The organism is Bacillus sp. URHA0034, assembly GCF_056280405.1.
Genome location: NZ_JBWCDK010000001.1, coordinates 229,573 through 243,258 on the forward strand (window position 1 = coordinate 229,573; position 13,686 = coordinate 243,258).

General features: G+C 35.5%; 11 protein-coding genes. 9 read left to right on the plus strand and 2 right to left on the minus strand.

Features of this window, described 5'->3' with window-relative positions; all coding sequences use genetic code 11:
- Positions 1-13 precede the first annotated feature (13 nt).
- From ACZ9EE_RS01230 to ACZ9EE_RS01240, 3 genes are all read left to right on the plus strand, one after another.
- Positions 14-139: a hypothetical protein gene (locus tag ACZ9EE_RS01230; protein ID WP_476024857.1), complete on the plus strand. Its 126-nt coding sequence runs from the start codon at positions 14-16 to the stop codon at positions 137-139.
- A gap of 233 nt (positions 140-372) precedes the next feature.
- Positions 373-537 (plus strand): hypothetical protein, encoded by a 165-nt coding sequence (locus tag ACZ9EE_RS01235; RefSeq protein WP_476024858.1) that lies wholly within the window; start codon positions 373-375, stop codon positions 535-537.
- Between the two features lie 3 nt (positions 538-540).
- Entirely contained in the window at positions 541-1,149 is a 609-nt protein-coding gene (locus ACZ9EE_RS01240; protein WP_476024859.1) for a MurR/RpiR family transcriptional regulator, read from the plus strand.
- A 540-nt stretch (positions 1,150-1,689) separates the two neighbouring features.
- On the opposite strand, the gene ACZ9EE_RS01245 is transcribed toward ACZ9EE_RS01240, so the two are convergent.
- Together ACZ9EE_RS01245 and xylB are read right to left on the minus strand one after the other, a co-directional pair.
- Positions 1,690-2,871: a zinc-dependent alcohol dehydrogenase gene (locus ACZ9EE_RS01245; protein WP_476024860.1), complete on the minus strand. Its 1,182-nt coding sequence runs from the start codon at positions 2,869-2,871 to the stop codon at positions 1,690-1,692.
- Positions 2,872-3,222: 351 nt separating this feature from the next.
- On the minus strand, positions 3,223-4,737 hold the full coding sequence (gene xylB / locus ACZ9EE_RS01250) for a xylulokinase (protein WP_476024861.1): 1,515 nt from the start codon (positions 4,735-4,737) through the stop codon (positions 3,223-3,225).
- A 413-nt stretch (positions 4,738-5,150) separates the two neighbouring features.
- Between xylB and ACZ9EE_RS01255 the strand changes: the two genes are divergently transcribed.
- The 6 genes from ACZ9EE_RS01255 to ACZ9EE_RS01280 all read left to right on the plus strand — a co-directional run bounded on the left by ACZ9EE_RS01255 (position 5,151) and on the right by ACZ9EE_RS01280 (position 13,560).
- A complete protein-coding gene (locus ACZ9EE_RS01255) occupies positions 5,151-6,746 on the plus strand; it encodes a response regulator (protein WP_476024862.1) in 1,596 nt (531 codons plus the stop codon).
- Positions 6,747-6,764: 18 nt separating this feature from the next.
- Entirely contained in the window at positions 6,765-8,561 is a 1,797-nt protein-coding gene (locus ACZ9EE_RS01260; RefSeq protein ID WP_476024863.1) for a cache domain-containing protein, read from the plus strand.
- Between the two features lie 269 nt (positions 8,562-8,830).
- Complete coding sequence (locus ACZ9EE_RS01265) at positions 8,831-9,949, plus strand: sugar ABC transporter substrate-binding protein (protein WP_476024864.1); 1,119 nt, start codon at positions 8,831-8,833, stop codon at positions 9,947-9,949.
- Positions 9,950-10,020: 71 nt separating this feature from the next.
- The gene (locus ACZ9EE_RS01270; RefSeq protein ID WP_476024865.1) at positions 10,021-11,031 is read left to right on the plus strand and encodes an ABC transporter permease; all 1,011 of its coding nucleotides are present in this window, start codon (positions 10,021-10,023) and stop codon (positions 11,029-11,031) included.
- A gap of 14 nt (positions 11,032-11,045) precedes the next feature.
- A complete protein-coding gene (locus ACZ9EE_RS01275; protein WP_476024866.1) occupies positions 11,046-12,560 on the plus strand; it encodes a sugar ABC transporter ATP-binding protein in 1,515 nt (504 codons plus the stop codon).
- A gap of 19 nt (positions 12,561-12,579) precedes the next feature.
- Complete coding sequence (locus ACZ9EE_RS01280; RefSeq protein WP_476024867.1) at positions 12,580-13,560, plus strand: ABC transporter permease; 981 nt, start codon at positions 12,580-12,582, stop codon at positions 13,558-13,560.
- The last annotated feature ends 126 nt before the right edge of the window (positions 13,561-13,686 follow it).

Consider the following 13,686-nt stretch of genomic DNA (forward strand, 5'->3'; position numbering starts at 1 on the left):
GAGATGAAAACGTATGAAAAAGTATCTTTGGCCATGGGAGTCAGAAGTATTAATTCATTATCCATGGGTACTTTCTGCTTTTATTATCATTCTTTGTATCATTTTATCGACTATTTCATGGAAACGCCAAAAAAGATAATTTATTGAGGAAGTTGTTAATCTCAAGTTACAATCAAGCGAACAATAAAATAATTTAATCTAAATAATTATTAACTGGATGATTACATTTGTTACAATTGAGAAAAGCAAAATTCATAAATACTACATACTAATTTAATTCACTTGAACATCTACTTTTTTGCATCTAAATTAGGGGAAACATCGTGTTATGATGGTATCAAGAGTAGATAAAAACAAAAAGGGGGAAGTCATATGAGTAATATTATTTTAAATATTACTAATGATCAATATCAAACTTTAAGTCAATCTGAACGCTACTTATTAGAATATATTTATAAAAATATAGAACTTATATCCGATATGTCTATTGTAAAATTAAGTGAAGAAGCCAATGTTTCTACTGCTACTATTGTATGACTCATGAAAAAAATAGGACATGCTGGGTTCACTTCATTTAAATTTAGTATTAGAGCACAATTAGACTCTCCTGGTCACGCGGAAACAATAGATGAAATTGATATAGAGATCAAACATGCGATAAAAAAAAATGAATTGGAAGTTATGAATACACTTCAAATGTTAAATAGAGAAACAGTTGAAGACGCTATTCAGAAAATCCACGACGCAGAAAAAATTTATATTTTTGCAAGAGGTTTTTCAGAGATGATTGCAAATGAAATGACTGTAAAGTTACAGCTTCTTGGGAAAAATTGCGAGATGCATGATGATCCAAATATCATCCGGGTTATATCCCGAAAATTAAAAATAAAGGAATTAGCAATCTTTATTTCCCTTAATGGCGAAACCGAAGAATTGGTGGAAGCCGCGAAAAATTTTAAAATTAAGAGTGTGAGTACAATTACTCTCACAGCCGGGGTCGATTCTACACTTGCAAAAATGTCCGAAATAACATTTTTTGGCTTTAAAGACTCTCAATCATTCTTTCCGGATTATGAGGTACGATCTCGTTTACCTTTGCAGGTCATCTCACGAATACTCCTTGATGCTTATGTTATACGTATGTCTTGATTAATCACATAGGGAAAAAATCCAAAAGATTATGTTCTTGCAATTACATATTAAACATTATCTTCTAGTCTTTGGAATGAGTTTTTTAAGGAATTTGTCTTCAATTGGTTTTAATTTCTATTATGCTTCATTGAAAAACGGACAAAAAACTATTGATTAAATGTTAAATAGGATAATGGGTGAACATACTTTCAGTAGGAAGGAGAGAGTAGCCCCCGACCTCTCACGCCACAATTCCTCGTAGAAACTTATAAAGCTTAAATAAACTTCTAGAGCCTCGTTGATTTAATATGAGTAATGAAGATTTTGTGCCGAATCCACTAAAGGAGAACTCTAGTTTTTTCCTGAGATATATTTATTTTATTATACTTTCAGCGCATTGTGTAATGAGGAAAATGAAGGTCGTAGGTATTCACGAAAGGACAAGTAAAAAATCTAAAAAAGAACCGCAAAGCGGTTCAATTCTGGCAGGTTATATTCATCAATATTTATCGAAGGATTTTTAGATAATAATTACCATGTTTAAATGGTAATTATTATTTAATTTAATTTTAGTAATCCTTTCAAATAATCTTGTTCCCCCATACTGTTTAAAGTTTTCTCCAAATCTTCTAATGTACATTTATGAGTAAATAACTTTTCAAATGGAATTTGTTTATGTCGCTTTAAAAGGTGAAAAGCTTTATCAAATGCCTTTGCAGAATTTGCACTCATTCCGAATACTCTCGCATGTTTTCCGCAAATATGACGTGCTGGATCAATTGAAACATTTGAACCGGTATTTACCATATTTCCAACTTCAACCAATGTCCCCATACGCCTAATCATTTCTAATCCTTCAACAAAAGCACTTGTCACATTGGCACACTGAATGACAACGTCAGCACCTTTCCCACCGGTTAATTCTTTGACCTTTTTTATCCTTTCTTCCTCATTAAATTCTTTGATATCAATAATTGCATCGGCATTGGAAAGTTCCTGAGCAATCGCCAATCTCGTTTTTCTTCCGCCAACGATAATGATTTGTTCTACACCCATCAATCTTGCAACAAGAGCTGATAACACTCCAATTTGTCCAGCTCCCATGATTACGACAGACGAACTTGTTGTAAATGCCTCTTCAACCACACCAGGTGAAGTAATCGCCAACTCTACAGCTCTCACGGCTACAGCCAATGGGTCGAGTAATGTGGCAACCTCAGAAGGCATATCTTCCGGTAATTTCCATAAATACGTTTCCGGATAAACATAGAGATATTCACCGAATCCACCTTTAAAATGAGGATAAAGATTAACATCTGAACTAATACCTTCAACTCCACCTAATCCTAGTTTCTCATATGGAATGCCATACACAAATGAGTCTTCACAAACTGTACAAGTTCCTGATCCGTAGGTTAAACAGCCATCACATTTACCACACGTAATCCAAGGATATAGTACGACTCTGTCACCCACTTTCAAAGGACCACCAAAAACATTTAGGGTTTTATTTGCCTTTTCTCCCAAATCAACAACTGTACCGGTGACTTCGTGACCAAGAATTGCTGGATAATTTGTTGTTTCTGGGAATAAATGACCGTCTGTACCACATATTCCGACCGCATCCACACGTATGACAGCCCCATCTGCTTCTGCAACGGGGATTGGGAACGTTTGAATTTCAATCTTGCGATTGCCATACCAAACCGCAGCCTTTGCCTTTTCTTTTAAATTATTCATTTCCTTTTCCTCCAATCTGTAATTGACTGCTCTTAATGCCTATTGATTATTTCATAGAATAGTAATCGCTTACATTAAAGCCTTCCAATGTTTTTTGATGACTTTGTTACTATTAGGTTAAAACTTTTTCATATTTTAATAAATTCAATATTATCCTGACTTAGTTTGAAATCTTACTTTAATGACAAAAACAATAAAGGATGAATCCTCTCACAAGGGATCCATCCTTATCATCATAGATTATTAACATCCTTGCTAAAATGATCCGTAATAATTATGTCGTTTTATCTCCTTGCCATAAGTAACAATAGATAATAATTAGATTGCTTCAAAGTGAAAGAAGGATCTGTTTCACTCACTGCCCTTTAGTCTTGGAAATAAATCCTTTAATCGCTTATAAGATTCAAGATAAATCTCATAGTTATTTTCATAAACTAATTTATTTGGAAGACTTGGTTCATGAATTCTATCAATCTTAATAGTACGTTTCACTGCTTCTTCAAAGGATTGATACATCCCTACCCCTACACCTGCTAAAATCGCTGCACCTAGAGTCGTTGCTGTATCAGATGATGGTATTTTTACTGGTTTTCCGGTGACATCTGCTTTAATTTGGGACCAAATTTGACTATTTGCAGCCCCACCCATACTGAATAATTCATCAACTTTAACTCCAACTTCCTCAGCTGTTTGCAGATTGTGCTTTAAAGCGAATGCACATCCTTCCATGATGGATCGAGTCATATGTGATTTTGTCTTTTCATATGAAAGGCCTATAAATACACCTTGTGCATGCGTATCCCATATAGGGGATCTTTCCCCAGACATATACGGCAAAAAGATTAATCCATCGCTTCCTGCTTGGATTTTGTTTGCCATCTCACTTAATAACTCAAATGTTAATTCATCGGAAAATTCCCTTCTGAACCATTTTAAACTTCCCCCTCCAACAGTCCCTCCCTGAAGAAGCCATTTCCCACTAACTACATGATGACCCAAAATAAGTTTTTGACTTTTAACAGCTTTATCCAAAACAATACTCATACCGCCAGCTTGTCCACCTTGCTCCTGGGTTTCTCCTGGATGAATAACGCCAACACCTAAGGTCCCACACGCAGCATCTAAACCTCCGGCTACTACAGGAGTCCCTTTTGCTAGTCCAGTTTGATTCGAAGATTCGGTACCCACCTCACCGACTACATCACTACATCCATAGAGGTCAGGAAGAAAACTTGGGTTTATCCCCATCTGTTCGCAAAAATCATAATCCCATAATCCAGTTTCAATATTAAAAGCATGAATGCCGTTACCCTGAGAAAGATCATGAGTAAATTTTCCGGTCAATTTATATACAATATAACTATTGCATTGTAAAAATTTATAGGTGGATCTGTAGATATCAGGTTCGTGATCTTTAATCCATAATATCTTCCCGGTAGTATATGTCGGAGTTAAAGGATTTCCAGAGATTGAAAATATTTTTTCCTCACCTACATCTTGTTTCAAACGTTCATATTGTTTTGAGGATCGTTGATCCATCCATATAATCGCATTTCGAAGAACTCTACCTGAATGATCAATTGGAATAGCTGCTCCGCTTTGACCGTCCACTCCAATCCCTTTAATTTCATTTGGACAGATTTTCGTTTCCTTAAACATAAATTGGAGCCCCCGGCACACAGCTCTCCACCATTCCTCCGGGTTTTGTTCTACATATCCGAATTCACGGAACAGGGTTTCATACTCCTCTGTCTTCTGAAAAATAACATCACCGCTTTTAGTAAATGCAGCGATTTTGCATCCTGATGTCCCAATATCGATACCTAATAAATATTCTTTTTCTATTTGTTCTTGGGTAACTTTCATTTTAATCAATCCTCCAATTGTTTTTCTAAGAATGAACCTGAACTTGAAAAACCAACTAAGTATCTATCTTTTTTTATTAAGCATAAATGTATTCATTAGATGAGAGCGCTTCATTTTAATTATCATAATAATTCAATAATACACAAAAAGCAAAATAAAATATTGTGTTTTTTCTAATTAAGCCAAAAATTTACTTTGCATTATTTTGCATTTTCGTTTATATTTCTTGATAAAAAGGTTTTCGATTGTATTGAGTTTGGAATAATCATTACTAATTAGAAATGATAGCTACATAACATTAGAATTTACTCTACTTTAGTGACCCTAGGAGGTAGAAAAAGCGTTTAAAACGACCGAGGAAATCTTAATTTTCAAAACAATTATTTTACCATTGAGTAAAGGGGAGAGAAGATTTGTATAACGTAATAATCGTTGATGATGAGCCGATTTTTCGCGAAGGGATTCGAGACCGAATTTCTTGGAAAGAACTTGGGTTCAATTTGGTGGGTGTTGCGGAGAACGGTCATGAAGCACTACAGATCGTTCAGTCATCTCCTGTGGATTTAGTGATAACTGACATTTGCATGCCAATCATGGATGGATTATCTTTGACTGAAGCTTTAAAACAAATTTCTCCTTCTATTCAAATTATAATAATAAGTGGTTACGATCAATTTGATTATGCACAGAAAGCGTTAAAAATTGGAGTAAGAGACTACATATTGAAACCAATTACACCTAACGAGCTAAGAAATCTACTCTTGAAGGTAAAAAAGAAACTCGATGAGAAATCAAATGAGAGACAATACCAGGATCTATTAAAAAAGAAAATTGAGGAAAGTTTACCACTCTTAAGGGAACGATTTTTGAATCAGTTAGTCTCAATGCGGATCTCGCAAGAAGAAATTTTTCAAAGTTGCAGATATTTGTCCATACCTTTTTTCGAACCACCCTATGTCGTTCTAGCCATGCAACTGGATCTTTTGGATGGAAGTTTCGAACAAAAACATATGATGCAATTTGCACTAACAAATATATGTACGGATTTGTACGTGAATAGAAAAGAACTAATTACCTTCAGTAATAAATACGGACACACTGTAATGATTTTGAGTGGTGCTGACGTACAGTCGGTTAATGAACAAGTTTCTTGTATCGCAAGGGAGATTAAAGAAGTGGTGGAAAAAAGGTTGAAAATGTCCGTCACTTTTGGTATTGGAAATCCCGTTTTTGAAGTTCAAGAAATTTTTATATCCTATCAGGAATCATTAGAGGCGCTTGAATATCGATTCTTGTTAGGAAAAAACCAAATTATTCATATTTCTGATTTAGAAAAGAGAGAGCAACTATTTATACCGCCTGTTGAATTAGAAAGAAAGCTATTAACGAGTTTGAAAGTGGGAACAATTGAAGAAACCTATCAGTATATCGAATCTATTTTTATTCAATTAGAACAGGCAACCTTGGAACGAGGTAAATTATATGTGATTGAGCTACTCGTGATAATACATAAAACCTTTTATGAGATGGGTATTGATCCTATAAGATTATGGGGGAGTTCTTTTTTTCCCGTGTCTGATTTACATCATTATAAGACCTTACCTGAGATTAAGGAATGGGTAATAAAATTATGTGAAGATGTGAATGTTTTTATCAATGAACAACGGTATTGTTCAGTTAAGAACCAGGTGGAGCAGGCTAAACATTATATTTTGGAATATTACGCGAACAGTAATTTTTCCCTTGGTTCAATAACCGATTATTTACATGTTAGTGTAAGTTATTTTAGTTATATCTTTAAAAAAGAAACAGGAAATACTTTTATTGAATATTTAACGAAAATTCGTTTGGAGAAAGCAAAACAACTTCTGAAGTTATCAGATTTAAAGACCTATGAAATTGCTGATAATACCGGATTCAACGATTCGCATTACTTTAGTACCGTATTTAAAAAACATATTGGTGTTTCGCCAACAGAGTATCGTACAACCATGCAAAGAGCAGAGTAAAGAAAGGTCTCGTGAGGAATGAAGAGATTCATTATACAATGGTTTGAGCGAATGAGGGGACATTTAAACAGTATTCAATTTCATATATCTGTTTCCTTTTCAATTCTTATCTTATTTATTGTTGTAACTGTAGGGTTTGTATCTTATGAAAAGTTTGAAAGTACTTTGGAAAAGAATGTTGAACAACATAATTATCAATTGATCGAACAAGTAAGGGAAAATATCGATTATCATCTACGTTATATGGACAATATTTCCTCTTTTATCGAATTGGAATCAAGTGTGCAGGATTTTTTTTCGGTTGAGAAAAATTGGGGTACGAAAGAAAAACAAGATCAAGCTGGAAGGATACAAGAACTACTGAGGACATTCATTAATGTAAAGAATGATATTACATCTATCTTTGTTTTTGGTTATGACGGTCAATATGTAACTAGCTCCCCAGAGCTACAAATTAAAAATAATATTCACATTCAGAACTCTGATTGGTACAAGAAAACAAAACAAAAAAATGGAAAACCAGATTTTTCTTCTGTTCATATCCAATCGTTCGTTGAAAACCCTCGTTGGGTCATTTCATTAAGTCGGGAAATGAAAAATACAGACGGGAAACAAGGAAAAGGGATTATCTTAGTCGATTTGAATTTCATTACCATAGATGAAATATGTAATAAGATTAATCTTGGAAAACAAGGATATATCTTCATTATTGATAAGAAAGGAAACATTATATATCATCCTCAACAGCAATTAATTGAAAAAGGTTTATGGAAGGAAAACATTCATCAGGTATTGCAGGCCAAGAGAAGAAGCTTTCTAATCGAAAATGATGAGGGGAAAAAGATATATACTATCACCAATTCCGAATTGACAGGTTGGAAAATTGTAAGTGTATCAAACCTCAATGAAATGATTATGGATGGAAAAGATACCAAGATCTTTCTTAATATTGTTATTGCTATCAGTATTTTATTAGCAATTCTTATTGGAAATATAATATCAAGAGAGATTTCAAGGCCTATCAAACGCCTTGAATCAACCATGAAACAAGTAGAAGTTGGTAACTTTGATATTGTACTGGAGCCCTTTTTGAACCATGAAGTGGGAAGATTGAGCAATTCATTTAATATTATGACTAGTAGAATTAAAGAATTGATGCAACAAATTTTAAAAGAACAACAGAAAATAAGAAAAAGTGAATTAAAGGTGTTACAGTCCCAAATTAATCCTCATTTTCTTTATAATACATTGGATTCAATTATTTGGATGTCTGATGGAAACCAAAATGACGAAGTAGTTGAAATGACTTCTGCATTAGCTAAGCTATTTAGAATTAGCTTAAGTGAAGGAAGAGAAATCATATCTATTTCTGATGAAATTGAACATGTTAGAAGTTACCTAATTATTCAAAAAATGAGATATAAAGATAAGCTAGACTTTATTATAGATATTGACTCTTCCATCTTATCTAACAAGACTATCAAACTTATTTTGCAGCCTATCGTAGAAAATGCGATTTATCATGGAATTAAGAATAAGCCTGAAACAGGTATGATTTTGATTATTGGAAAAAAAGTCGAAAATGCAAGTGTTCTTTTCCAGATCATTGATAATGGGGTAGGGATGGATTCAGAAAAAGTAAAATCAATGTTGACTATTCCTATTCGTGATAACCTCAAAGGGAAAGGGGTTGGAGTGAGAAATGTTCATGAAAGGATCCAACTTTATTATGGGTCTAATTATGGATTGAGCTTTGAAAGTGAGCTCAATAAAGGAACGACCGTTTCTGTTTTGATTCCAGTAGTCGAAAAATAAGTTGAGTGGTGTGAGATAGGAGAAATCCTATCTTATTTTTTTATTGTTTAATCCTAGTAAGATTTCATACAAAACTAGGAATATATTCAATTAATAAAATCCAACAAAAGTATTAACCTTATATTGTGAAAGTTAACAGATAGATGGGGGGAAATAATGAAAGCGCTTATCTAAAGGTCAGCACGCATTGAACTAAGAGGGTCAACTATCTAGGAAAAAGGAGAATTTCATTTTTAAAAGCGGTTAAAACGGATAAGGAGGATGGAATTATGAAGAAACTGAGTTCTTTAATGATTGCGGGAGTAATGATTGCAAGTTTTTTAACAGGTTGTTCAAGTACATCTAAAACTACATCGACAACGTCAAAAGGTTCTACAGGAGAAAATATATCTAGTAATTCGGATCAAGTTTATATCGTTGAAGGTATAAGAGGTTTATCTAATTCTTATTACACAAACTGGATTAAGGGAGGAAAATCTTTTGCCAAAAGTGTCGGAATTGATGAAGATCATTTTATCGTGATGGAGAATCAAGGAAGTTCTGAAAAACAAATGAATGATATTAAAGCAATTGTAGCAAGAACAAAAGGAAATGTGGTATTTAACCTTGATCCTAATGAACCGGCAGACGTTGAGGCAATTGGCAAGTATTTAGGTGACCATAACGTTCCCTTTGTTACTTGGTGGAATAAACCCGAGGATGTTAATCTCTCAGATTATCCAACCTGGGTGATGCATGTCACTTTTGATAACTATACCTCAGGATATAAAACGGCTGAAGAGCTAATGAAAAATATGAAGACACCATATAAGGGTAAAATTATAGCTGTTCAAGGTATTCTTGGTAACTCATCGGCCATTGAACGTTTCAAAGGATTTAAGGATGCCGTTGCTAAACATCCTGACGTTAAAATAGTTAGCGAGCAGCCAGCAGATTGGTCTGATTCAAAAGCGTTTACCGTTATTTCCAATGAGTTGGTAAAAACTCCTGATTTGGATGGGATTTGGGCGGCAAATGACTCTATGGCACTTGGGGGAATTCAAGCATTAAAGGCAAAAGGTCTTCTGGGTAAGATACCAATAACTGGAATTGATGGGACACCGCAAATGTTCGAAGCCATTACTAATGGAAATGCTGTAGCCACCGTCCTTTCCGATTCTTACTTTCAAGGTGGTATGGGACTTGCCATTGCTTTGGCAGTGAAGAAAGGTGAACTGAAGATAAACGAGCTGCCTAAAGAGAAACGTGCATGGATGGCTGAGGCTCCTATGATTACTAAGAAGAACGTAAAACAATTTAACGATGATTTTTACGTTAAAGAACCTAATTACAAGTGGGATAAGGATCATTTCTTTGATAAATATCTTGGTCCAATTAAAACTAAATAGGTAAATAAACAGGGTAACTTCCATGAAACAGGGACAGTTACCCTTTATAAAAATGCGAGTGAGGTGAAAACATGATTGAAAAAAATTTAAAAGTTTCCGTAAATAATAAGATTAAACATATCCCAGGTTCTCGTAAAATTAACCTACCAAAAGAAACTGGCTCTCTAGCCATTTTGTTTGGGCTTTCAATCATCCTTTCCATAGCAAGTCCTAATTTCTTCACTTCTAATAATTTTATGAACATTCTAATGCTTGTGCCCATCCCACTGATGATTGCTGTTGGACAGAATTTGGTTATCCAAACAGGGTCAATTGATCTTTCCGTAGAAGGAACAATGGCTGTTTCTGGAGTTATCACAGCAATGCTGGTCAAGAACTCTCTGACTTCATTTGATTTAGGAGTAGGGGGAATATTCGCAGGGGTCTTAATCGGAGGCCTTTTAGGAGCCGTAAACGGACTTATTTTTGTTAAAGCCAAAATACCAAGTTTTATTGTTACTCTTGGCATGTCTTTCGTTGGATTGGGTCTTGCAACTGTTTTATATGGTGGAAACCCAATCAGCATTCTGGATTATGACCTTCAGAACTCTATTATTGGTAACTATCTTGGATTGCCCTCCATTTTTTGGTGGGGAGCAGGCTTTTTTCTAATATTCTTTCTGTTTGAAAGGTACATCCCTTTAAGTAATCATATTCGAGCGGTTGGGGGAAATGAAATCATTGCAAAACAAGCAGGAGTTCCTATTTATCGTATAAAGGTTCTTGTCTTTGTTTTAGCAGGTATGTGCTATGGGTTTGCAGGAGGGCTGAATAGTATTCGGCTGATGATTGGCAGTTCGGATACAGTGGATGGTTTCCTTTTTGCAGCCTTAACCGCAGTTGTCGTGGGAGGCACGGCTTTGTCAGGGGGACGAGGAAACATTTTTGGAGTTCTCATTGGAGTATTTGTCGTTGAAATTCTGGGAAATGGAATGATCCTTCTATCCGTTAACCCTTACATTCAAAAGGCAGTACAAGGAATCGTACTGATAATTGCTATTGCTTTAACCATTAATCGGAAAAAGTCTAAATTTGTTAAGTAAAGGAGGTTTTAGAGTTGGAGAATGAAGTTCTTGTATCAATGAGGAATATCACGAAAAAATACCCGGGAACTGTAGCATTGGACGGTGCAAATTTTGAAGTGCGGCGTGGAGAAATTATTGGTCTGCTTGGAGAAAATGGCGCTGGAAAATCAACAATGATGAAAATTCTCGTAGGTTATCAAAGTCCTGACTCCGGTGAGATAGTTGTCGGGAATGAATCAGTTGCTTTTACAAATACTCGTGATGCTATGAAGTACAACATTGGAATGGTCTACCAAGATCAATCCTTGCTATTGAATTTAACTGTAATTCAGAATATTTTTTTGGGGTATGAACATTTGTTTACAAGAAATGGCCTTTTAAACCACAAAAAAATGAGAGAGACTGGAAATAAAATCCTAGATATGATGCAGTTGAGTTGTTCCTTATCGGATGAGGTATCATTATTGCCCCTAAGTACAAGGGAGTTATTGGAAGTCGGTAGACTGCTTTGGTTATCAGAAATATCCGGCCGCCCCCCTGTTATTGTTTTAGATGAACCAACTACTGTATTGGATTCAAGTGAAGTGCGACAACTATTTGAAATTATTAAGAGCATCCGGGATCGGGCCGGTATCATTTTTATCTCCCACCACCTTGATGAAGTTTTGGAACTGGTCGATCGAGTCGTGGTATTTCGGGATGGGCGTGATATTGCTTCACTTGAAGCCGAAACACTCACCGTTGCCAAAATTCAAGAAATGATGATTGGAAGAGAATTGAATAAAGAGTATTACCTGGTTGATCAGCAGAAGGAACCATTTGATATACCGGTTCTTAAGGTTGAAAATCTCTGCTTACAAGGTTCTTTTGAAAATGTATCCTTTTCCGTACGGGAAGGAGAGATTGTTTCCCTTGTTGGTTTAGACGGTTCTGGGAAAGAAGAGGTTTGTCGAGCTATATTAGGTGCTGTACAAGCTGTTGAAGGGAGGGTTTGGTTATCCGGGAAACGGCTAAATCCTAAAAATCCATATAAGACTATTAAAGAAGGTTTGGGTTTTGTACCGCAAGATCGGAGGGAAGAGGGAGCTTTTTTAAACCTCGATATCACATCCAATACAGTAGTAAATTCAATGGACAAAATCGCCAAGTTGGGTTTTATCCATAGTAGGCATGAAGAGAGCGAAGCACAAACATGGATGCAGCGTATGCGTGTTCGCGCCTCTTCTCCAAATATGCTAGTGGGTCAATTAAGTGGAGGCAATCAACAAAAAGTGATTTTAGCAAAATGGTTATCCTCAAATATCAAAGTGTTGATTCTGGACCACCCAACACGAGGAATTGATATTGGGGCGAAAGCCGAAATATATAAATTATTGCGTGAACTGTCAGAGCAAGGCGTGGCCGTCCTTCAAATGTGTGATTCTTTGGAAGAGGATATCGGTTTAAGCCATCGAATTCTCGTCATGAAAGAAGGAAAAATTATTGATGAAATCAATTCAAGTGCTGATCGTAAACCATCTGTACTACAGGTTATGAGAGCGCTTTGATAGGTAAGGAGGATAAAGAATGACGGAACCAGCAAGCACAACAAAGCTACTTAAACCACTCTTCACTCGGAACTTTATTAGACAGTGGACTCCAGTCATAGTGTTGTTCATCATGCTTATTATTGTTGGAATTTGGAATCCTGCATTTTTTCAAAATGGAAATTCTATCACTGTATTTAAATTATCTAGTATTCTTCTATTAGCTGCAATCGGACAAACATGGGTTATCATGTTGGGAAGTATTGATCTTTCCGTAGGGGCCATGGCTTCCCTTAGCAGTGTCGTATTCGCACTTACAGTATCCGATTTAGGTTTTTCCAGCCTCTTGCTTGTTATGTTGATAGGGCTTGTAGGGGGATTACTGAATGGACTGATATTCACCACACTTAGAATTCCTTCATTCATAGCTACCTTAGGGACAGGAGGGATATTTTTAAGTTTAGCATATGTCATTTCAAATGGGTCTACTGTTGCGGTGTCCGATCCAACTTCACCAGTTTTAAATATTTACAGCTATACAATTCTTCATATCCCTGTAACAATTCTAATCGTTTTTTTAATCTGGCTTATTTGCTATATTTACCAGCGTTATACTACAGGAGGAAGAAAACTTTATTATATTGGTAGTTCAGAGGCAACGGCATGGATGTCAGGGGTGCTTGTTCAGAGGAATAAAATCATGGCATTTATGGTTTCTGGAATAACAGGCGCTCTCGCCGGAGTATTACTGGTAGGAGAGATATTTAATGGAAGTGCTACTTTGGGCGATCCTTATCTACTAAAGTCTATTGCAGTTGTTGTCATTGGCGGGACAGCATTGACAGGTGGTAATGGAGGCATAGGAAAAACGCTAATTGGAGCATTCATTTTGGCTATCCTAAGTAATGGCATGAATGTAGTAGGGGTCAATTCTTACTTCCAGGATATAGTTATGGGTGCTGTTATCATTCTAGCGTCCATGATATCTCTGGATCGTAGTAAAATTACGATGTTGAAGTGACTAAATATTAATAAAAGTAAAGTTAAAATAAGGGAGTATCATGAGAGATTTATACCGTGTTGTAATTTACAAACAAAAAGAATAGTTTTACACAAGTATAGTTCAGGTTATTGTGAAATACAGGAG

Bases quoted from the DNA above. Each gene is read 5' to 3' on its own strand.
- ACZ9EE_RS01230 (WP_476024857.1), top strand. From the start codon at position 14: ATGAAAAAGTATCTTTGGCCATGGGAGTCAGAAGTATTAATTCATTAT.
- ACZ9EE_RS01235 (WP_476024858.1), top strand. From the start codon at position 373: ATGAGTAATATTATTTTAAATATTACTAATGATCAATATCAAACTTTA.
- ACZ9EE_RS01240 (WP_476024859.1), top strand. From the start codon at position 541: ATGAAAAAAATAGGACATGCTGGGTTCACTTCATTTAAATTTAGTATT.
- ACZ9EE_RS01245 (WP_476024860.1), bottom strand. From the start codon at position 2,871: ATGAATAATTTAAAAGAAAAGGCAAAGGCTGCGGTTTGGTATGGCAAT.
- xylB (WP_476024861.1), bottom strand. From the start codon at position 4,737: ATGAAAGTTACCCAAGAACAAATAGAAAAAGAATATTTATTAGGTATC.
- ACZ9EE_RS01260 (WP_476024863.1), top strand. From the start codon at position 6,765: ATGAAGAGATTCATTATACAATGGTTTGAGCGAATGAGGGGACATTTA.
- ACZ9EE_RS01265 (WP_476024864.1), top strand. From the start codon at position 8,831: ATGAAGAAACTGAGTTCTTTAATGATTGCGGGAGTAATGATTGCAAGT.
- ACZ9EE_RS01270 (WP_476024865.1), top strand. From the start codon at position 10,021: ATGATTGAAAAAAATTTAAAAGTTTCCGTAAATAATAAGATTAAACAT.
- ACZ9EE_RS01280 (WP_476024867.1), top strand. From the start codon at position 12,580: ATGACGGAACCAGCAAGCACAACAAAGCTACTTAAACCACTCTTCACT.